Origin of the sequence: Patulibacter medicamentivorans (assembly GCF_000240225.1) — a bacterium.
GTDB classification, from domain to species: domain Bacteria; phylum Actinomycetota; class Thermoleophilia; order Solirubrobacterales; family Solirubrobacteraceae; genus Patulibacter; species Patulibacter medicamentivorans.
In genome coordinates, this window is the sequence record NZ_AGUD01000222.1 from 1 (window position 1) to 20436 (window position 20436).

A 20436-nucleotide genomic window follows, 5' to 3' on the forward strand; every position below is an offset into this window, starting at 1 on the left:
CACCGACGCGCACACGATCCCCGGCGCCGTCGAGCTGCTTCTACGGAGAGGCCCCGAAGGGACCTGTTCGACGCCCGTCGCCAGATGGAGGACGACCACCCCGACATGCTTCTACGGAGAGGCCCCGAAGGGACCTGTTCGACAGTGGCCCCTGGCGATCATCGAGCGCCCGCCCAAGGTGCTTCTACGGAGAGGCCCCGAAGGGACCTGTTCGACTTGCTGACCTTGCCGAGGTTCTTACTCGGCTGGCCGCTTCTACGGAGAGGCCCCGAAGGGACCTGTTCGACGCCCAGAGTTCGCGCAGATGCTTCGAACCCCCTCGGCTTCTACGGAGAGGCCCCGAAGGGACCTGTTCGACGTCAAGGACCCGCTTGAGCAGCAGCGCATCGGAGTGCTTCTACGGAGAGGCCCCGAAGGGACCTGTTCGACCCAAGGGCCTGTCGGGCTTCCCGCGCATCGACTCTGGTAGCCGCTTCTACGGAGAGGCCCCGAAGGGACCTGTTCGACCGGTCCGCACCGCTACTGGGAGACCGCCGCCTACTAGCTTCTACGGAGAGGCCCCGAAGGGACCTGTTCGACGGCTCCCAAGAACAGCCACCGATTTCCAGGAGTTTTGCAGGCTGACGCGAGGGCTCCGCCCTTCCGGCTCATCGCACAGCGCTCTCGACGAAGAGGGCCTGCCGATTGCGTCGATTTGCAGGCATTCTCCGACGCGAGCGCTCCCCAGGGTTCTCCGCGCCACCTGACCGCTCGCGCGGTGCCGACCTCTCGACCGATCGTCCCGCGCCAACGACGGCTCGGGCCGTCCGACGCGCCCCACGCGGGACCACCGACGATCGTAGGCGCCCCCGTCGCCGACACCAACTGCTGGCCACCGTCCTGGGCCGCTGCGTCAACCGCTGACTGCCGGGTCGCAGCGCGGGCCCGCTCAGAGGCAGGCCGTCCGGCGACTCGGTCGCGCCGAGCCCCCGTCACACGCCGCCGCCGCCCGCCTCCTACCATGGAAGGTCGCCCATGGCCGTGCTCATCGCCTCCGACCTGCAGAAGGACATCAACGGCAACCCGCTCTGGGAGGGCCTGTCGTTCAAGCTCGAGCGGCGCGACCGGATGACGCTCTCCGGACGCAACGGCGCGGGCAAGACGACGCTGCTGCGGATCCTCGCCGGCCAGGCCAACAAGGACGGCGGCGAGCTCAGCTTCGAGAAGAACGCGCGGGTGATCCTGCACGACCAGCGGCCGCCGCGCGAGCGGGACATGACGCTGCGGGAGTACGTCGTGAGCGGCCGTCAGGACCTCGTCGACCTGGAGCTGCGGCTGCGCGACTACGAGCAGCGGATGGCCGACGGCGACCTCGACGTCTTCGACGCCTACTCGCGCGCCACGACCGAGCTGGAGAGCAAGGGCGGCTACCGCTGGCGCGACGAGGCGGCCGACATCGTCCGCGGCCTGGGCTTCTCCGACGAGGACCTCGATCGTCAGCTGGAGACCTTCTCCGGCGGACAGCTGACGCGCGCGTCGCTGGCCCGCGCGCTGTCGGCCAAGCCCGACCTGCTGCTGCTCGACGAGCCGACCAACCACCTCGACCTCGAGTCGCTGGAGTGGCTGGAGAAGACGCTGGTCTCGTTCGACTCGGCGATCGTGCTGGTCGCCCACGACCGCTGGTTCCTGGAGGCGGTCGGCACCTCGGTGCTGGAGATCGAGGCCGGTCGCGGTCGCTTCTTCAACGGCAGCTGGCACAACTGGCGCAAGGAGCAGGCCGCGCGCGAGATGGCCCTCGGCAAGGCGATCGCCAAGCAGGAGGCCGAGATCGCGCGGATGGAGGACTTCGTGCGGCGCTTCAGCGCCAAGGCCACGAAAGCCCGTCAGGCCCAGTCGCGGGTCAAGGCGCTGGACAAGATCGAGCGGATCACGCGCGACCCGCGCGACACTCGGACGATGGGCTTCCAGTTCAAGAAGCCCGAGCGCTCCGGCAAGATCATCTTCGAGCTCGACCATGGCCGGATCGAGGTCCCGCCGCCGGTCGCGACCACCGATCCCAACAGCGGCGCCACCGAGTACCACAGCGTCCCGGACGCTCGCGTGCTGCTGGCCGACGCCGAGCTGTGGCTGGAGCGCGGCGAGCACGTCTGCCTGGTCGGCCCCAACGGCGTCGGCAAGACGACCCTGATCGAGACGCTCGCCGGCCGCCGCCCGCTGGCCGCCGGCCGGATCCGCACCGGCCACAACGTCCAGGTCGGCTACCTCAGCCAGCACGGCGACGAGCTGGAGTTCCCCGGCGCCCGGACGGTGATCGAGGCCTGCATCAAGGCGACCGGGCTGAAGCCGAACGAGGCCCGATCGCTGCTGGGCAAGTTCCTCTTCAGCGGCTCGGACGCCGAGAAGGAGCTGGCCGGGCTCTCCGGCGGCGAGCACAAGCGCCTGGGGCTGGCCGTCCTGGTCGCCTCGGGCGCCAACGTCCTGATCCTGGACGAGCCGACCAACCACCTGGACATCGAGTCCCGCGAGGCGCTCGAGGACGCGCTCAAGGACTACCCCGGAACGATGATCATGATCAGCCACGATCGTGCGCTGCTCGAGGTCGTCGGCACCCGCACCGTGGCGGTCGAGGACGGCGAGCTGCACAGCTACCTCGGTGGCTGGCAGGAGTACGTCGAGGTCCGCGAGGAGCGGATCGCCGCCGAGCGGGCGGCCAAGGCGGCCGGCAACGCCGCCGATCGCGAGGCGGCGGCCGGCAACGGCGGCGGCAAGCGGCCCGCCGCTGGCAAGGCCACGGGCTCCGGCGGCTCGGGATCCGGCGGCGGCAAGAAGCAGGGGGGCGGCTCCGCGCCGGCCAAGCCGGCGGCGACCGCGGTCGCCGACCTGCAGCCGATCTCGAAGAACAAGCGGCGCGAGATCGAGAAGGCCGAGGCCCGGATCGAGCAGGCCGAGACGGATCTGGCGAAGCTCGAGGCCGAGCTGGCCGCTCCCGACGCCTGGGCGACGCCCGAGGCGACCGAGCGCAACAGCAAGCGCCACGAGGACGCCAAGGCGCAGGTCCAGGCGCTCTACGAGCGGCTCGAGCAGCTGACCGGCTGAGCCTGGCCGACCGCAACGTCACGACGACCGGCAGCAGGCCGCGAACCGCCGCGGCCCGCCGTGACGTTCCGGTCGTTGGCCGACCGGAACGTCACGGACGGACGCGTCGCTCAGGGCGCGAGGGCGCCGCTGCGGCGCGGCGGCGCGGCGCGGCGGACGGGCGGCGCCGGGCGGCGGTTGGCCCGTGCCGCGCGGATCGCGAGCAGCACCACCGCGACCGCGGTCCCACCGAGCAGCGGCAGCAGCAGCCAGGCGCTGCCGGTGTCGGTGCCCGAGCCGATCGCGTGCCCGACCGCCAGCAGGAAGGCGACGGTCGTGAAGCGGTGGATGCTGCGCCAGCGCTTGGCTCCGATCCGCTTGCGCAGGTAGAAGCTCGGGCCCAGCAGCAGCACCGCGTAGCCCGCGAGCTGGCCGAGGCCGGTCCAGAACGGGGCGTGGCTCATCGAGAACGGCACCAGGACCTGCAGCACGCTCGGCTTCAGCCAGCCGTCGAACAGCAGCGAGACGCCGTGGACGACCAGCGCCCCGATCGCCGCCAGCGCCAGCATCTCGTGGACGATCCCGACGGTCCCCCGCAGCTGCGGTCGGCGCTTCAGCAGGCCGCCGGCGCTGGCCAGGCCGAGCCAGACGGTCAGGGTCAGGGCGGCGAGCGCGACCATCCCGGACGCGCGCACGGTCAGCCAGGCCGCGTACTGCAGCGGGTCGCGGCTGACGGCGGAGAGCACGACGCTCATGCCGACCACCGCCAGGCGCCGGGACGGACGTTCGGCCGTCGATGGACGTGGCCGTGATCGTCGATCGCCAGGCCGCCCGAGAGCGACAGCCGGCCGATCGCGCCCGGCCCTCGCAGGAGCGTGGCGCCGGCGATCAGCTCGGCCTCCTCGCCGCTGGCGGCGACCGCGGTCACGGTCAGCAGCCCGGTCCAGGCCGGGGCGCCCGTGGCGGGGTCGATCAGGTGGTGGGCGGGCGCGCCGTCCGGGCGGCGCCAGAGGCGCCGGTCGATCCCCGAGGTCGCGACCGCGCCGGAGCTGAGGACCAGCCGCGCCGCCGGGGTGGCGCGCAGCGGCGCGGTCGCCTCGACGACGAACGGCCGGCTGCGAGCCTGCGGGCCTCCCACCCGCAGGTCGCCGCCCAGGTCGACCGCCCAGCGGGCGTGGGCGTGCAGCAGGGCGCCGCAACGGTCGGCCAGCCAGCCCTTGGCGGTCGCCCCGACGTCGAGCCGGAGACCGGGCGGGCGGGTGATCGTGCCGTTGACGCGGCTGATCCGGACCTGGCGCCAGGCGCCGCCGGGGTGGGGGCGGGCCGGCCGGCGCGGCGGCGCGTCGCGCAGCGCCGCCAGCAGCCCGACCGGCGTCGCGTCGCGGCGGGTGCGAGCGTAGCCGTGCTCGATCAGCGCCGGCAGGATCGTCGGATCGAGCAGCCCGTCGCTGCGGTCCGCCGCGGTCAGCGCGGTCGCGAGCGCGTCGAGCACCAGCGGACGGGCCGGCACCGTCTCGCGCGGGTCGCGGTTGAGCTGCGAGAGGTCGCTCTCGGGACGGAAGCGCGACAGCCGCTGGTCGACCTCGTCGATCAGGCGGCGGATCCGGGCCAGCGCCTGCAGGGCGCTCTCGGGCGCGCCGACCGGCGACTCGATCACGACCCGGCAGCGGGTCCCGAGCGCGGCGAAGGACTCGTCGACCCGGCTCGCCGGGCGCGCGTGCTCGCGCGGGCGGCGGGGAACGGCGGGGAAGCGGCCGCCGGTCAGCGAGCCGGAGGGCCGGGCGAGGCGCACGCGGACGGCCGGGGTCGTCGTGCTCATGAGCTCTGGGTGGTCAGCGGGACCTCGGTCTGCTGGGCGGTCGAGCCGCTCGAGGTCCCGCTGCCGGTCGCGGAGCTGCCGGTCGACGACGCGCTGCCGGTCGCCGACGAGGAGCCGTCGTCGTCGGAGTAGCCGTCGTCGTCGGAGTAGCCGTCGTCGCTGGAGGAGTCGTCCCCGGTGACCGCGCCGTCGTCCGACGAGGAGTCGTCGTAGGACGCCTTGCTCGCCGTCGAGGTGGTCGTCCCGGTGCCGGCCGCCTGGGCCAGGCCCGGGTCGTGGCCGTCGGCCAGCCGGATCCCGAGCAGGCCGAGGACGCCGGCGAACGCCACGGCCGTGCCGGTGCCGACGGTCGCGGCGATCCGGCGGCGTCGCTGCTGCCGGCTGCCGCGGGGGCGAGTGGGCGGGACGGCTCGATCGGGCATGCTCTCGATCCTGCTGGCGGGCGGTCAACGACTCCTGAACGGAGCCCGGGACCTCGATGAGCGTTTCCTGGGATTTCGCTGGGAGTCCGCACGCGCGGCGCCGTCGTGCGTTACTTCCGGTCACGTTGCAGCCGCCGTCCCCGCTCCCTCCGCGCGCCGTCGTCGACGGCCTCCGGGCCAGCGATCTGGTCGAGATCAGCGACGATCCGGCGGCGCTGGAGGGCGGTGGGCGCTGGGCGGTCGTGCTCGACTTCGAGGGTCGCCTGACCGCGGCCCGCTTCGCTCGCTGGGAGCCGCTGGGGGAGGGCGCGCCGGACGCCTCGCCACCGTGGCCGCCGGTGCCGCTCGGCGCCTGGTCGAGCAGCCTCTCGGCCGACGGCTTCCGGGCCGGCGTCGCCGACGTCCGCGAGCGGATCGCGGCCGGCGACGTCTACCAGGTCAACCTCTGCCGGACGCTGGCGGCGATGCTCGACGAGGCGACGACGCTGCACGGCCTCCACGACCGGCTGGCCGCGCGGCACGCCGCCCCGCACGCGGCCCACGTCTTCCTGCCCGACCAGGGCGTCGACGTCGCCTGCGCCTCGCCCGAGCTGTTCCTGCGCCGCGACGGCGATCGGGTCGTCTCGCGGCCGATCAAGGGCACCGCCGCGACGGCCGACGGCTTCCTGGCCAAGGACCGGGCGGAGAACGTGATGATCGTCGACCTGGTGCGCAACGACCTGGGGCGGGTGTGCGTTCCCGGAAGCGTCCGCGCGACCGAGATCTGTGTGCCCGAGCGCCATCCCGGCCTCGTCCACCTGGTCTCGACCGTCGACGGCCGGCTGCGCCCGGACGCGGGCTGGCCCGCGCTGCTGGACGCCACGTTCCCGCCCGGCTCGGTCGTCGGCGCCCCGAAGCTGGCGGCGCTCGACGTGATCGCCGAGCTCGAGCCGACCGCCCGTGGCCCCTACTGCGGTGCGATCGGCTGGATCGACGGCGACCGCGGGACCGCCTCGCTGGCGGTCGGGATCCGGACCTTCTGGCGCGAGGGACGGACGCTGCGCTTCGGCACCGGCGGCGGGATCACCTGGGACAGCGACCCCGACGGCGAGTGGCGCGAGACCGAGCTGAAGGCCGCGCGACTGCTGGCGGTGGCCGCGGTCAGCGACCCGCGCGGGTGACGTTGCGGACGGCCTGCAGGTAGGTGCGGCCGGCGGGGTAGGGCCGGGCGTGGATGTCGACCAGTCCGAACCAGTCCTCGCGGTTGCCCGGATCGGCTTCCTTCGTCCACCAGGTGTAGGGCGCGATCAGGCGGACGCGCGGGTTCTCGCCACCGCAGGCGGCCGGTCGCGAGAAGCCGTCGACGACGCCGGACAGGATCGCCGACCGAGCCTGCTCGTCGAGCGCGCCGGCGCCCTTGCGGGGAGCACCGAACTCGTCGAGGGCGATCACCTGCCGCCGCAGCCCGAGCCGGTCCATCACGGTCCGCACCCGGCAGGTGACGGTGCCGACGTTCGCGGCGTCGCCGTAGACGTGCAGCGCGACGCCGTCGAGCAGCCGCGGAAGCGACGGCTGGGCGCGCAGCGCGTCGGCGAGGAACTCGTCCGGCGGGATCACGTCCGAGCGCGATTCGAACGTTCCCACCAGCCCGCCGAGCAGCAGCCGCGCCTGCGGGTCGACGGCCCGCACCGCGCGGCCGACGAGGACCGCCTGGTAGGCGTAGGTCTTGCCGCTCTTCGGCGCGAAGAAGTACTGGGCGTTCTCCTCGTTCCAGATCTCCCAGGTGCGGACCGGCCGGCGCCGCGCCGCGGGATGCGTGCGCCAGAACTCGCCCTTGGGCCCGTAGCGGCGCACGAGCGCGGTCACGAAGCGGTCGGTGTCGGCGGGGTCCTTGGCCAGGGCCCGGTCCGAGAACGGGACCGTCGAGGCCCACTTCGGGGTGAACTGGATCACGCCCTCGACGTCGAGCCCGGCGTCGGCCGCCTCGGCGATCGGCCCGTCGAGCGAGGACCAGTCGAAGGGGCCGTCCTCCTTCGGCTGGATCCGGGGCCAGGTGATCCCGATCCGGACCCAGCCGAGCCCGGCCCGGGCGATCGCCTGGAAGTGGCCACGGCGGAACGCCGCGTCGGGGGACTCGGCGATCGTCCCGGCGTTGACGCCGAACCGCGGAGGCCATGGGGCACGACCCCGGTCGAGGCTCGGCTCCGGCCGCGGGAAGCTGTCCGGGACGTCCTGGGCGCGGTGCTTCAGCCACAGGCCCGCGCCGAGCACCAGGAGGCCGACGAGCAGCAGCCCACCGCAGCCGATCGCCGGGATCCGCCAGCGGCGGCGGGGTCGATCGGGGCGCGACATCCGCCGCGAGTCTACGGCCACCCCGCAGTACGATGCCGCGCATGGCGGAATTCGGGCGCAGGCCCTGGTGGGCGTACCTCAGGGCGGCGCGGGATCCCCGGCGCTGGCGAGCGATACGGCGGCTGCCGCGGGTCGCCGGGCCGGTGCCGCAGGTGCTCCGGGGCTACCTGCTGCGCCGCGGCCAGCTGCCGGCCGAGGTGCGTCTGCGGACCCCGACCGGCGACGCGACCGTCACGCTGCGTCACGTCCACGACTACGCGACGATCGCCGAGATCCTGGCCGAGGACGTCTATCCCGTGGCCGCCAGCGACCGCGTCGTCGTCGACGTCGGCGCCAACATCGGCATCTTCTCGGTCTTCGCCCTCACCCGGCACCCCGAGGTCCGGGTGCACGCGTTCGAGCCGGTCCCGGAGAACCTGGCGGTGCTGCGGGGGAACCTCGCGCCGTTCGGCGATCGCGTGACGATCCACGAGACCGCGGTCGCCGAGCAGGACGGCGAGGTCAGCTTCGGCGTCGAGCCGACCGGGCGCTACGGCGGCATCGGGGTCGAGACGGCCGAGCAGATCACCGTGCCCACGCGGGCGATCGCCGGGCTGCTGCGGGACGTGCTCGACCGCGAGGGGCGGATCGACGTGCTGAAGATGGACGTCGAGGGGCTGGAGCGCGATCTGCTGGCGGCCGTGCCGGCGGACGTGGCGACGCGGATCGGGCGGGTCGCGGTCGAGTGGTCGCACTCGCCGCTGGCAGGACTGGATCCGTGGGCCGAACAGGGCTTCGCGCTCAGCGGGGGCCCGACGACCTGGGTGCTGGAGCGACCGACGACGGTCGACGACTGAAGCGTGCCCAGCGCCCGGCGTCAGGCGGAGAGGCCCGGGTGCGCCGACGCCACCAGCAGCTCGTCGGCGTGCGCGCGGAGCGCCTGGCGGAAGCCCTCGGGGTGCCACTGCTCGGCGTGCGCCCGGATCGCCGCCGGGTCCCAGGCGTCGGGATCGAACGCGGCGATCGCCGCGGTCAGCGAGTCGACGTCCTGGCGCGGGAAGAAGACCCCCGTGCGCCCGTCGATCACGGTGTGGCGCGCGCCGCCCCCGTCGAAGGCGATCACCGGCCGGCCGGACGCCGCCGCCTCGACGGGGATCAGGCCGTAGTCGTCGACCGACGGGAAGAGGACGGCGGCCGCGCGGCGCATCTCGTCGGCGACCTGGGCGGTGCCCAGCTGGCCGAGGAAGGTGACGTTGGGCGGCGCGATCCGCTCCAGCTCCGCTCGCGCGGGCCCGTCGCCGGCGATCCGGACCCGCAGGTGGGGCAGGCGGCGGAACGCCTCGACGACGAGCCCCGGGCGCTTGTAGGGCTCGACGAGCCGCCCGGCGAACAGGAACGCGTCGTCGTGGGCGCCGGTCGGCTCCGGGTGGAAGCGATCGACGTCGACCGGTGGCGGGACGAGGGCCGCCTCGACGCCGAAGACCCGCCGCAGCTGGTCGCCGGTGTAGGGCGACTGGGTCAGGAAGCGGTCGACGTTGCTCGCCGCCCGGCGATCGAGCGCGCGCATCGCCCGCTGGTAGGTGCCGAACGCCTGGCGCAGCCCCGGTTGCGCCAGCGGGCCGGTCGAGTAGTCGTGGGCGTCGCTCCAGACGTGGCGCAGCGGCGAGTGGCAGTAGCAGAGGTGGGGCGGCCGGTTGGGCGCGTGGGCGCCGTGCGCGTAGCCGTAGCTGCTGGAGACGACGAGGTCCGCCTCCGGCAGCCGCCAGGCCCGGGCGAGCAGCGGGTAGACCGGCGCGCCGAGCCGGTAGTGGCGCAGCAGCCGGCTGCGCGACGGCAGCAGCGGGTGCCAGCGATCGCCGGCGCCCATCTGGTCGGCGACCTGCTGCCGGCCCGCCAGGACGTGGAGCTCGCTGCCGGGGAATGCCGCCAGCAGCTCTGCGGTGACGCGCTCGGCTCCGCCGAAGGTCTCCGCGAAGTCGTGGATGACCAACACCCGAGGCACGGCCGGGATGGTACGCAGTCCGACTGCTGCGCCAATCCTGACCGTGCCGGTGAACGGGGCGATCAGCAGCCGCTGTACGTATTCGACGTTCGTGCGAGGAGGGTGCAGAACGCGGGCTTCGGCGTCCAGTCCGTCCGCAGCAAGCCGAAGCCGTAGGCCGTCGACCCTGGGGTGGTGTACGGCACGAAGGGCAGCGGCGCGTCGCGCAGCGCCCAGATGAGGACGGCGTGGACCTCGGGCATCGAGATCATCTCGTCGTAGGACTCGGGGACGATGATGTTCTGGCTGGCTTCGGTCGACGTCCCCGACACGGTGGAGCCGGTCTCGGTCACCCAGATCGGGGAAGTGTCGGAGTACAGATCACGCGCCGCGTCCAGCTTCGCGAACCGATCGGCCAGGGCAGCCGCGCGCTCTGCTGCGGATCCTCCGAAGTACATGTGCGTGGAGAACCCGTCATGACACGTTCTCGTGCCGACGAAATGCAGGTACCCCTGGGTGAAGGAGGCATCCCGAAGGTCGCCCATCGCAGGTGACAGGACGATGCGATTCGGATCGACGGCCTTGACTGCGTTGTAGAGGACGCACTGCTCCTCGGCGACTTCCGACGGGCTGCCCGACGTCTTGTAGTTCACGGACGCTGGATTGGCGTAGGCATCGGCATCCGGCTCGTTCCAGCCTTCGATGATCGCCCCTGGATAGCGCGCGGCAACCGCGGCGGCGAACTGCCCGAACTTCGGTCGGTTGGCCGGGGTCGGGTGGTAGGCGGCGGTGGTCCCCGCGTAGCCGCTGCAGAGCACGAAGTTGATCAACGCGAAGATCGGGTCCGTGCACTGGGCGAACTTGGATGCCCAGAGCGGAGCGTCAGTGACCTGGATGATCATGGTGATTCCGGCGGCCTGCAGTTGCGTGTAGGTCTCGTCGAGGTGCTCGACGGACGGCACGCCGGAGCTGCCGAGAGGCGTGGTAAGCGCGGCGGGAACGGGGTTCGACGCGTTGGTGGAATTGACGAACCAGTGCCAGCCGATCGCGTCTCGGTAGTGCGTCGAGTTGAGGAGCTGGACTCGGGCAACGCCGTCGGCGACCTGGGAGCCGTTCATCGCAGGGTCGATGCCGCCGGTGAATCCGAAGGCCTTGCCGGCTACCGGAAGTGGTTGGGGTGGTGCTGTGGCGCTGGCTGGTGGCGCGGCCGCCAACGCGGCCGCCGCGGCGCAGGACAAGATCGTTGCTGTTCGCCGCAGGGAGCTTGGAAGGTGCATGGGACGACCGTAGCTATGAACGTTCGCCGTGGGGGAACTTTCGTCGTTCGATCACGCTCGTCCGCCAGGCCATGTGGTTCCTCCCGCTCGTTTCTGTCACCGTCCTGCCGGTCACGAGGAAGGACGCAACGCGGATGCGGGTCTTGTGGGTCAGTCACACCGGGGTGATCGCGGGCAGCGAGCGATCGCTGCTGGCGGCGATCGAGCACCGACCGGACGGCGTCGAGGTGGTGCTCGCCGCTCCCGCGGGGCCGCTGGCCGAGCGGGCGGTGGCGCTGGGGGCGGTCCATCGCGAGGTGCCGCTGTTCGACGTCAGCTTCCGGCCGCATCCGGTCGACACGCCGCGGGGGATCGCGGCGATGCTCCGTGCCGGCCGCGAGATCCGCCGGATCGTGTCCCGGGACCGGATCGACGTGATCGTCGGCAACACCGCTCGCGCGGCGCTGGCGGCGGTCCTCGTCCCGCAGCGGGTGCCGGTGGTCGGCTACACCCGGGAGCACTTGCCCAGCGGCCCGGCCGGCCGGCTGGCCCACGCGCCGATCCTGCGGCGGTGCGCGGCGATCGTCGCCAACAGCCATTCGACCGCCGGGACGCTGCCGGCCGGGCGGGCGCCCGTGCGGGTGATCTACAACGCCGTCGACCGGGCGCGCTTCGAGCAGGCCGCGTCGGTCTCGGAGGCCGAGGTCCGCCGCGGCCTCGGTGTCGACGACGACACGGCCCTGCTCGCCGTGATCGCCTACCTGGCGCCGAAGAAGGCCCAGGACGACGCGATCCGCTCCGTGGCGGCGATGAAGACCGAGCGACCGTGGCAGCTGCTGCTGGTCGGCGAGGCGATGTTCCCCAAGGGTCGCTTCGACGCCGACGGCTACGCGGCGGGGCTGCCGCGGCTGGCCGAGGAGCTGGGCGTCGGGGACCGGGTCCGGCTGCTCGGCCAGCGCGAGGACGTTCCCGAGCTGCTGCGGGCGATCGACGTCCTGCTGGTCCCCTCGTGGAGCGAGCCGTTCGGTCGCACGGTCATCGAGGGCATGTGGAGCGGCTGCGTGGTCGTCGCCGCCGACACCGGTGGCCCGCCCGAGGTGATCCGCGACGGCGAGGACGGGATCCTGCTGCCCCCGCGATCGCCGGAGCGCTGGGGACGCGAGCTGGGCGCGCTGCTGGACGACGGCGAGCGTGCGGAGCGGCTGGCGACGACCGCCGCCGACGCGCTGCGGTCGTCGTTCGAGCCACGGCGCTACGCGGCGGCCGTGATGGCGGTCGCCCGAGCGGCCGCCGAGGGCGGGCCGATGCCCGCCAGCGAGCCGGCGCGGTCGGGTACACCCGCGGATCCTGGACCGGGCAGGCGCCCCGACCGACTCGGGAGCGGCGGCCCCTAGCGGCCGGTGCCGCCGGGGAAGATCTGCCAGATCAGGCGGTAGGTGCTCGGTCCGGGAACGCCGTCCGCGCTGACGAACCGGAACTCGTCGAGGAAGATGCCCGCCGGTCGGCGGACGACCTCGACGGCGGCGACGCTCGGGCGGCCCGGGCTCGTCAGCGGATACGACGGCGGGTACCAGCCCTCGCCCTGCGGGCGGACGGCGAGCCCGTGACTGGCCGAGCTGACCCAGGCGTCGTAGGCCGGGAACGTCGACGGCCGGCCCGGGAGGAACGCCGTCAGCCACAGCGGGCCGAGGGCGAGCGCATGGGCCGGCTGGTAGCTGAACTGGTCGTACGGCGGCGGAACCGTCTGGACGTCGGGCGCGGTGCTCGGCGCGCCGGCGGTGGCCGCGCGCGGTGCCGGCACCACGACCTCCCGGACGCTCGTGCTGCCGAGGGCGCGCCCGGTGACGCGGTAGCGCGCACCCGGCGCGAGCGCCGCCGTCGCGCCGGACAGCGCGCTGAGGCGCTGGATCCGGCCGGTGCCCGGGCCGCTCAAGGTCTCGATCGTCAGGCTCGGGACGATCGGCGCGACGACCGCCCCGACCAAGCGGTCAAGCGGGTTCGCGGGCGCCGCCGCGCCCGCGGCTGGCGCGCCTCCCAAGGCGATGCTGGCGGCAACGGCTGCGGACACGAGCGTCAGCAGCCGGTTGCGCGACGACGACCAACCGTCACGGAGACCCATGGGCGGAACGCTACACGTAGACGTGTGCGTCAGGCAAGTGGTCGCGCCGGCGCCGGATCGCGGGCGATCGTCCGGTCGAGCGCGACCGCGACCGGCTCGAGCACCTGCGGCCAGGCATGGGCCTCGGCGTGGGCCCGCGCGCCCGCCGAGAGCCGGGCTCGCAGCTGCGAGTCGGATGCGATCCGGGCGATCGCGTCGCCCATCGCCGCCGGGTCGCCGGGCGCGACCAGCAGGCCGCCGCGGTCGCGGGCGATCGCGTCGCGCATGCCGTCGGCGTCGGGGGCGACCGACGGAGTGCCACGGGCGCCGGCCTCCAGGAAGACGATCCCGAAGCCCTCGCCGACCCGCCCGTCCGCCATCGGCCGGGTCGCCAGCGCGAAGACCGTCGCCCGCTCCAGCAGCGCGTCGCGCTCGTCGTCGCCGACGCGGCCGTGGAGCGTCGCCCAGCCCTCGGCGACGGCTGCGTCGATCGCGCTCCGCGCGGCCGGATAGGGCTCGCCGGAGCCGACGATCGACCAGCGCAGGTCGGCGACCCGCTCGCGGGCGTGGCGGACGGCCGCGGCGACGTCCTCCAGCGCCTTGTGGGGCGCGTCCAGGCGGGTGACGGTGATGACGGTCGGCGGTCCGTCGGCAGGCGGTGCTGAAGGCGCGGGCCGGTCGAGCGGCTCGATCCCGGGAGGCGCGATCAGCAGCCGCCGCTCCGGCACGCCGGCCGCGCGCAGCACGTCCGCGCTGCCGCCGCTGATCGTCACCGTCAGCGCGGCGCGGCGGGCGGCGATCCGGGTCCACGGGTCGTCGGCACCCAGCTCGCGGCCGTAGGCGAGGAAGACGGCCGGGACGCCGAGCAGCCGCTGCGCCAGCAGGCCGGGGATCGTCGCGCTCTGGACGCCGATCACGACCGCGTCGGGACGCCGCGCGGCCGCCGCGGCCAGGCCGGCGGCGCTGATCAGCGCTCGGTCGGCGGCGACCCCGGCCGGCCCGGGCAGCGGCACGCGGGGCAGGCGGCGGACGGGATGACCGGCGTGGTCGGGCGGGCCGGGCGTGGACGAGACGACCGACCAGGCCGCGTCGGGCAGCCACCGCAGCCAGCCGTCGAGGAAGCGGGCGATCCCGCCGGGCGCGGGCGGGGCGTCGGGGGCGATCAGCAGCAGGCGGCGCACGGGGCGGGACGCTAGACGATGGGACGCGGGCGCCTGGTCACGGCGCGACGACAGGTGCCCTGTACATGAACGCCGTGGCGGGATAGCGTCGCGGCCATGGGACGCATGGGGTGGGGGATGGGGTTGGCCGTGGTCGGGCTCGCGCTCGTGCCGGCGGTGGCCGCGGGATCGACGGCGGCCGTGGTGACCGTCACGGACCGCGCTGGCTCCGCTGGCCATGCGGAGCTGCAGATCCACGGCCAGGGCAGCGAGCGCAATGTCGTCACGATCACCTCGACGGCCGGGAACCGGACGCTCAACGGGGTCGCCGACCAGGGTGCCGCGCTGACCGGTGCGCTCGGGCAGGGGCCGCACCTCGGTTGCCTGGTGGTGCCGCTGCTGAACGCGGGCGTCTGCGCCGGAGAGTCGGCCGACGACTGGGTGGTGGTCGACCTCGGGGCCGGGAACGACACGCTCGATGCCCGTGCGCTCGCCGCGGCCGACGCCAGGACCGCCTACGACCTGGGCAGCGGAGACGACCGTGTGCTGGGCGGGCCGGCCGATGAAGCGATCGCGCCCGGTTCCGGTGCCAACCACGTGTCGGGCGGTGGTGGCAGCGACACGGTATACGTCGGCGTCGACGGGACCGAAGACGTGCACGTGACGCTCGACGGAGTCGCCGACGACGGGACCGACGGCCGCTCGAACATCCTGCCAGACGTCGAGAACGTCGCCACCGGCCGGGGCAGCGACGTCGTGGTCGGCACCGCGGGGCCCAACGCCCTCAGCGGGGGCGAGGAGTACGCCGAGGCGCCGACTGGGATCGATCACCTCGAGGGGCTCGACGGCGACGACGAGTTGTCGCTCGGTCGCGGCGTCGCGAACGGCGGCGACGGCGACGACCGGCTCGAGGGTGGGTTCTTCGGAGGCTCCGGTGTCCTGATCGGCGGGGCGGGGGCCGACCGGATCCTCGCCCACGGCACGTTCTCGGTCGATGCCGGACCGGGCGATGACGTGATTGACTCGTCCTACCATTCGGTGCTGCCCGTCCAGGCCAACGACGTCGTCTGCGGTCCCGGATTCGACACGGTCAAGGCCAACGCGATCGACACGGTCGCCGCTGACTGCGAGCAGGTCACGCGGGTGAACTAGACGTGGACCGCGACGGGCGAGCCTCGTTCAACCGCCGCGCTCGCCCGCCCACACGTCCCACTCGGCCGGCAGCTTCCAGCGCCCGTGCACCCATCGCACCGGCGTCCCGTCCGGCAGCGCGGCGCGGGCGCGGCCGTTGGCGGGGCGACCCCAGAGCGTTGCGACGTAGGGGCGCTCGCGGTCGGGCGCGTCGCCGAGGCCGCGGGCGACGTGCTCGGCGGGGTGGGTGAGGACGATCGATCCGGCGCGGACCCAGACCGGCGTCCGGTCCCGCGGCGTGGCGACCGTCGCGGTGCCGCCGCCGTCGACCTCGCGGCCCGACCAGGCCTCGATCCAGCGACCGCGGGGCAGCGGCACCGTCCGCTCGCGCAGGCCCTCGTCGACGACCGGCGCGACCAGCAGCGACGGCCCGTAGGCGAACGCGTCGGGGATGCCCCAGAGGCGGTCGTCGGCCGGGTCCAGCCAGCTCAGCGGGCGGATGATCGGCAAGCCGCTGCGGGCGGCCGTCCGCGCCGCCGCCCGCACGTAGGGCACGAGCATCTCGTGCAGCAGCGCGTAGCCGCGGAAGAGCCCGAGCGTCTCGTGGTCGTAGGTCCACGGCTCCTGCTCCAACCGCGCGTGGGCCTGCATCAGCGGGGTGAAGCAGCCCAGCTGCGCCCACCGCACCAGCAGCTCGGCGCTGCAGCGCTTGACGCCCGCGTCGCCGAGGTAGCCGCCGATGTCGTGCGACCAGTTCGAGATCCCCGAGTGCGCCGCCGAGACGGTCGCCGCCAGCAGCACCCGCAGCGACCAGAAGTCCGACGCCTGGTCGCCGGCCCACAGCATCCCGGTCGCCTGCTGGCCGGTCCAGCCGGAGCGGCCGAACAGCACGCCCTCGCCGGGGTGCACGTTCTCGAGCGCCCGCCGCATCGAGCGCCGGTAGTCGTCGCCCCAGCGCCAGGCCCGGACCGCCCCGGTCGATCCGTCGGCGAAGCGCACGCCCTCGGGCAGGTAGTAGCCCTCGCCGTCGTCGGCCTTGATCCCGGCGACGCCCAGCCGCAGGGTCGCCTCGGCCTGGGCCCGCCACCACGCTTCGCCGGGCCCCGTGAAGTCGATCGGCGACCCGCGGCCCATCCACCACTGGGCCAGGTAGGGCGCGTCGCCGTCGGCCAGATCGGCCAGGTCGTCGCGCTCGTCGTCGCGCATCGCGACCTTCACCGCGTGGGCGTGGTCGCCGGTCGCGCCGGCCGGCGGGCGCACGTAGGCGCCGATCCGGGCGCCCTCGGCGTAGGTCTCCGCCGGCTGCCGATGGAGCCGGATCGACGCCGGGTCGGGCGGGGTCTGGCCGCCGGCCGAGTCGACGTTGACCCACGGCGTCACCCAGACGACCGTCCGCACGCCGTCGCCGCGCAGCCGGCCGACCATCCCCGCGAAGTCGGGGAACTGGTGGGGGTTCGGGCGCCAGGTGTTGTAGTTCGTCTCCCACGGCGAGTCGAGCACCACCGCGTCGACCGGGATCTCGTGCCAGCGGCAGCCGTGGACGTCCTCCTCGACCTGGTCCTGGTGGTCGTGGATGTCGCGCGACTTCCAGAACCCGTAGCCCCAGGCCGGCAGCAGCGCCGGCCGCCCGGTCGCGCGCTGGAAGGCGAGCAGTCGCTGGGCCGGCCCGGGGTGCAGGTGCAGCCGCAGCCGCAGCGGCCCGCTGACCGTCCGCACGCTCGGGCTGACCGCACCGCCGTCGAGGAAGAACTGGGTGCCGTTTCCGGCGGTGTCCAGCCACGCCGCCCAGCCGCCGGTCGACTGCAGGAACGGCACCGGGGCGTAGTCGCCCTGTGGGATCCCGCCGACCGCGGCCATCTCGGGCGCGCAGCCGGGACCGAGGTAGCGGCGATCGGCGCCGAGCTGGATCCGCCGGCCGGCGTGGTCGACCGAGGGGTGGTGGCGGGCGCCGAGCCCGGCCAGCCGCAGATCGCCGGCGACCGGCCAGCGAACGCCCATCCGCAGGGGGAGCGGAATGCGGGGCGCCGCCTCGACCGCGCCAGGGCGGGCGCCGAGCACCAGGTCGACATGGACCACGTCGGTCGCCGGCAGCGAGATCCGCAGCGTGCCCTCGACGCCCGAGGCCAGCCGCAGGGCGAGCGTCGTCGACGGCGGCTCGGTCGGGGCGGAGCCGTCCGCGGCGGGCGTCGGGGCGGCGTCCGGGTCGCGGCCGGTCGGCGGGCCGGCACCGGGGTCGGGCACGACCGACGCGGAGACGATCGGATCGGGCGCCCCCAGGTGCTCGCGGGCGACGACGCCCTCGGTCACGCGCACGAAGCGGTCGTCGATTCGGCCGTCCCGGACCCACGGCTCGATCGCGCGGACGACCGGCAGCCCGTCGCGCATGACGGTGATCCGCAGCGGCGAGCGGGTCAGGGTCACCGCGACCCGGCCGCGCTCCAACAGCACCGGAGAGATCGCGGGCAGGACGGTCGAGGCCACGGAGGCATGCTCCGGCCCGCGGCCGGGCAGGCGGTGAAGGTCCGGTGAAGGGGCCGCGCGGCGCCCGGCGGCGTCGCCGGCCCGGCGACCGGCCAACACGTACACCGGCCCGTCGGCGACGGTTTCACCGGCCGGGGTGAGAACGACCTGCGCGATCGGGAGCCGGGACCGGCCGCCGACCGGGTCCGTCCGAAAGCTCCTGCAAAATCGAATGTTCCGCGTGGCGGCGATCGGCCCTCCGGCCTTCACATCATCGTCACCGATCGGACACGAAGCCGTCACTTCAGGCCCTCGCGACAAGCGGACCCTTGTCGTGACATGAGCCCCAAGAACGGCAGCTCCCACCCGCCGGTCCCCGGCGACGAGCAGCGGCCAGGCGAGGCCCCCGCCTCGTCGATCCCGCCGGCCCTCTCGCGCGCCGACCTCCACGTCCACTCGACCGCCTCGCAGCTGAGCAAGCTCGGCGTCCAGCGCTCGGTCGGGATGCCCGAGTGCGCGACGCCGCCGGAGGACGTCTACGAGCTCGCCAAGCGGCGCGGCATGGACTACGTCGTGATCAGCGACCACGACACGATCGCCGGCGCGCTGACGATCGCCGACCGCCCCGACGTGATCGTCGGCGAGGAGCTGACCGCCTGGTTCAAGGGCGAGCCGCAGGCCGTGCACGTGCTGGTCCTGGGCATCAACCAGGACGACCACGACTGGCTCCAGGCCCACAGCCACGACGTCGTGCGCTGCGCGGAGTACCTGCACCAGAACGAGATCACGACCGCGCTGGCGCACCCCTTCTACTACGTCGAGGCGCCGCTGACCCCGCGCCACCGCCGCCAGCTGGCCGAGCTGTTCCCGATCTGGGAGATCCGCAACGGCTCCCGCGCTCGCGAGCTGAACGCGCCGGCCGCCACCTACATCGACACCCACGGCGGGATCGGCGTCGGCGGCACCGACGACCACGCCGGCGTCGACATCGGCCGCACCTACACCGAGACCCCGCTGGCCTACACCGCCGAGGACTACCTGGCCCACATCCGCGCCGGCCGCTGCGTCGCCCGCGGGATCCAGGGCGGCGCCGCGAAGTGGTCGCACGCCGCGATGGGGATCGCGATCCGGGCCCTCGGCACCAGCGCCGACACGCCGATCGAGCGCCCCCGTCCCGAGGCGATGCTGAAGATCGTCTCGCGGGTGATGAGCGAGGGCGACGTCCGACGCGGCGACGAGGGCGACGCCCCGGACGTGACCTCGGACGACGCCCGCGCGCTGCTGCGCTCGTGGCTCGACGGCGTCGGCCTCGACGGGATGAGCGAGGCCGAGCTGCTGGCGATGTTCCAGGAGGACGGCTTCGAGCACGACGACCTCTTCCGCCGGGCCCGCCGCGCCCACGAGCGCAAGCTGGCAAGCGCGCTCGACACGGTGCTCGGGGCGGCCAAGGGGATCGGCGAGGGCGTCGACCCGGACCTCGGCGCGATCGGCGGCGAGCTGCTCGACGCGCTGGTGCCGGTGATCCCGTACCTGCCCTCGGCCGCGTTCCTCGGCCGCGAGCGGCGCAAGCTCAAGCCGCGGGTCGACGGCGAGCGCCACCGGGTCGCCCTGATCGCCGACGGGATCGGCGGCATGCACGGCGTCACCCACACGCTGAACACGATCCGCGAGCGCGGCGTCCCCGGCTTCGAGATCGAGGTGATCGGGACCGACGCCAACGTCGACCGCCGGCTGCCGGCCGTGGCCGAGGTCGACATCCCGTTCTACGAGGGGCTGCAGGTCGGGATCCCGAGCGTCCCGTCGCTGGTCGAGCAGATCGCCGAGGGCCGCTACGACGTGGTCCACCTCTGCTCGCCCGGCCCGTCCGGGGTCGTCGGCGCCGCGCTGGCGAAGATGCTCGACCTGCCGATCCTCGGCAGCTACCACACCGAGCTGGCCACCTACACCGGTCTGCGCTCCGCCGACGCGCGGCTCGAGATGTACGCGACCGGCGCGATCGCGCTCTTCTACCAGCAGGCCGACGTCGTCCTGACGCCGAGCCCGCAGAGCGACGCGGTCCTGAACGGCCTCGGCATCCCGGCCGACCGGATCGGCCGCTGGGATCGCGGCGTCGACATCGCCCGCTTCCGCCCCGAGCGCCGCGATCCGCAGCTGCTGGCGCGGCTCGCCGGCGCCGGGGCGGGTGGGGATCGCGTCGATGTCGGCGACCGGATCAACGTCCTCTACGCCGGTCGCCAGACCGAGGAGAAGGGCGTCCAGCTGCTGGCCGACGCCTTCCTCGCCGCCCGCGAGCGCGACCCGCGGCTGCACCTGGTGCTGGCCGGCGGCGGGCCCGAGGAGCACGTCCTGCGCGAGCGCCTCGGCGAGCACGCGACGTTCCTCGGCTGGCTCTCGGGCGATGCGCTGGCCGACGCCTACGCCAGCGCCGACCTGTTCCTGTTCGCCAGCCGCACCGACACCTTCGGCCAGGTGCTGCTGGAGGCGCAGGCATCGGGCCTGCCGGTCGTCGCCGTCGCCGAGGGCGGCCCGGTCTCGCTGATCGAGGACGGGGTCAACGGCCTGCTGCGGCCCGCCGACGCCGGCGCCCTGGCGACCGCGGTGGTCGAGCTGGCCGCGAGCCCGCAGCTGCGCGCCGAGCTGGCGATCGGCGGCCTCGGGGCCGTCCAGGAGCGGACCTGGGACGCGGCCCTCGGCCGGCTCGCCGAGGGCTACCGCCGCGCGCTGGCCGCCGGCACCCTCCGCGCC

Annotated in this window: 15 protein-coding genes and 1 CRISPR repeat array; of the genes, 6 read left to right on the forward strand and 9 right to left on the reverse strand. The window is 74.2% G+C overall.

The features are described from left to right. The first annotated feature begins 36 nt into the window (after positions 1 to 36). Positions 37 to 579: a CRISPR direct-repeat array (repeat unit 36 nt; unit sequence GCTTCTACGGAGAGGCCCCGAAGGGACCTGTTCGAC). A gap of 435 nt (positions 580 to 1014) precedes the next feature. After that, positions 1015 to 3075: a ribosomal protection-like ABC-F family protein gene (gene abc-f / locus PAI11_RS14510; protein WP_007576128.1), complete on the forward strand. Its 2061-nt coding sequence runs from the start codon at positions 1015 to 1017 to the stop codon at positions 3073 to 3075. A 110-nt stretch (positions 3076 to 3185) separates the two neighbouring features. Here abc-f and PAI11_RS14515 read toward each other — a convergent pair whose 3' ends face one another. The 3 genes from PAI11_RS14515 to PAI11_RS14525 are packed head-to-tail and all read right to left on the reverse strand — an operon-like array spanning position 3186 to position 5295. Continuing rightward, positions 3186 to 3809: a ferric reductase-like transmembrane domain-containing protein gene (locus PAI11_RS14515; RefSeq protein ID WP_138974327.1), complete on the reverse strand. Its 624-nt coding sequence runs from the start codon at positions 3807 to 3809 to the stop codon at positions 3186 to 3188. Beyond that, positions 3806 to 4873 (reverse strand): FAD:protein FMN transferase, encoded by a 1068-nt coding sequence (locus PAI11_RS14520; RefSeq protein WP_007576133.1) that lies wholly within the window; start codon positions 4871 to 4873, stop codon positions 3806 to 3808. The genes PAI11_RS14515 and PAI11_RS14520 overlap by 4 nt, the downstream gene beginning before the upstream one ends. After that, positions 4870 to 5295 carry a hypothetical protein gene (locus tag PAI11_RS14525; protein WP_007576135.1) on the reverse strand — a complete coding sequence of 142 codons (426 nt, stop codon included), beginning with the start codon at positions 5293 to 5295 and terminating at the stop codon, positions 4870 to 4872. Before PAI11_RS14525 ends, PAI11_RS14520 begins: the two co-directional genes overlap by 4 nt. Positions 5296 to 5420: 125 nt before the next feature. Between PAI11_RS14525 and PAI11_RS14530 the strand changes: the two genes are divergently transcribed. Then, on the forward strand, positions 5421 to 6455 hold the full coding sequence (locus PAI11_RS14530) for a chorismate-binding protein (protein WP_007576137.1): 1035 nt from the start codon (positions 5421 to 5423) through the stop codon (positions 6453 to 6455). Here PAI11_RS14530 and PAI11_RS14535 read toward each other — a convergent pair. After that, positions 6436 to 7626 (reverse strand): alpha-amylase family protein, encoded by a 1191-nt coding sequence (locus tag PAI11_RS14535; RefSeq protein WP_007576139.1) that lies wholly within the window; start codon positions 7624 to 7626, stop codon positions 6436 to 6438. The two genes, PAI11_RS14530 and PAI11_RS14535, sit on opposite strands and share 20 nt — an antisense overlap. A gap of 143 nt (positions 7627 to 7769) precedes the next feature. Between PAI11_RS14535 and PAI11_RS24510 the strand changes: the two genes are divergently transcribed. Further along, positions 7770 to 8462: an FkbM family methyltransferase gene (locus PAI11_RS24510; protein WP_007576141.1), complete on the forward strand. Its 693-nt coding sequence runs from the start codon at positions 7770 to 7772 to the stop codon at positions 8460 to 8462. 20 nt (positions 8463 to 8482) lie between these two features. Here the strand turns inward: PAI11_RS24510 and PAI11_RS14545 are convergent, their stop codons facing one another. Then, positions 8483 to 9607 (reverse strand): glycosyltransferase, encoded by a 1125-nt coding sequence (locus tag PAI11_RS14545; RefSeq protein WP_081488445.1) that lies wholly within the window; start codon positions 9605 to 9607, stop codon positions 8483 to 8485. Positions 9608 to 9669: 62 nt separating this feature from the next. After that, complete coding sequence (locus PAI11_RS14550; RefSeq protein ID WP_138974330.1) at positions 9670 to 10863, reverse strand: glycosyl hydrolase; 1194 nt, start codon at positions 10861 to 10863, stop codon at positions 9670 to 9672. 134 nt (positions 10864 to 10997) lie between these two features. Between PAI11_RS14550 and PAI11_RS14555 the strand changes: the two genes are divergently transcribed. Next, entirely contained in the window at positions 10998 to 12236 is a 1239-nt protein-coding gene (locus tag PAI11_RS14555; RefSeq protein WP_040600422.1) for a glycosyltransferase family 4 protein, read from the forward strand. On the opposite strand, the gene PAI11_RS14560 is transcribed toward PAI11_RS14555, so the two are convergent. Both PAI11_RS14560 and PAI11_RS26395 read right to left on the reverse strand, forming a co-directional pair. Further along, the gene (locus tag PAI11_RS14560; protein ID WP_040600423.1) at positions 12233 to 12961 is read right to left on the reverse strand and encodes a hypothetical protein; all 729 of its coding nucleotides are present in this window, start codon (positions 12959 to 12961) and stop codon (positions 12233 to 12235) included. The two genes, PAI11_RS14555 and PAI11_RS14560, sit on opposite strands and share 4 nt — an antisense overlap. Before the next feature lie 29 nt (positions 12962 to 12990). Next, positions 12991 to 14121, reverse strand: coding sequence for a glycosyltransferase family 4 protein (locus tag PAI11_RS26395; RefSeq protein WP_007576152.1), 1131 nt, complete (start codon positions 14119 to 14121; stop codon positions 12991 to 12993). 96 nt (positions 14122 to 14217) lie between these two features. On the opposite strand from PAI11_RS26395, the gene PAI11_RS26400 reads away from it, so the two are divergent. Further along, positions 14218 to 15252 carry a calcium-binding protein gene (locus tag PAI11_RS26400; RefSeq protein WP_138974331.1) on the forward strand — a complete coding sequence of 345 codons (1035 nt, stop codon included), beginning with the start codon at positions 14218 to 14220 and terminating at the stop codon, positions 15250 to 15252. A gap of 27 nt (positions 15253 to 15279) precedes the next feature. On the opposite strand, the gene PAI11_RS14575 is transcribed toward PAI11_RS26400, so the two are convergent. After that, on the reverse strand, positions 15280 to 17712 hold the full coding sequence (locus PAI11_RS14575) for a TIM-barrel domain-containing protein (RefSeq protein ID WP_007576156.1): 2433 nt from the start codon (positions 17710 to 17712) through the stop codon (positions 15280 to 15282). A gap of 318 nt (positions 17713 to 18030) precedes the next feature. Here PAI11_RS14575 and PAI11_RS14580 point away from each other — a divergent pair. Further along, positions 18031 to 20436: glycosyltransferase (locus PAI11_RS14580; protein WP_040600426.1), on the forward strand; the 2406-nt coding region annotated here is incomplete at its 3' end.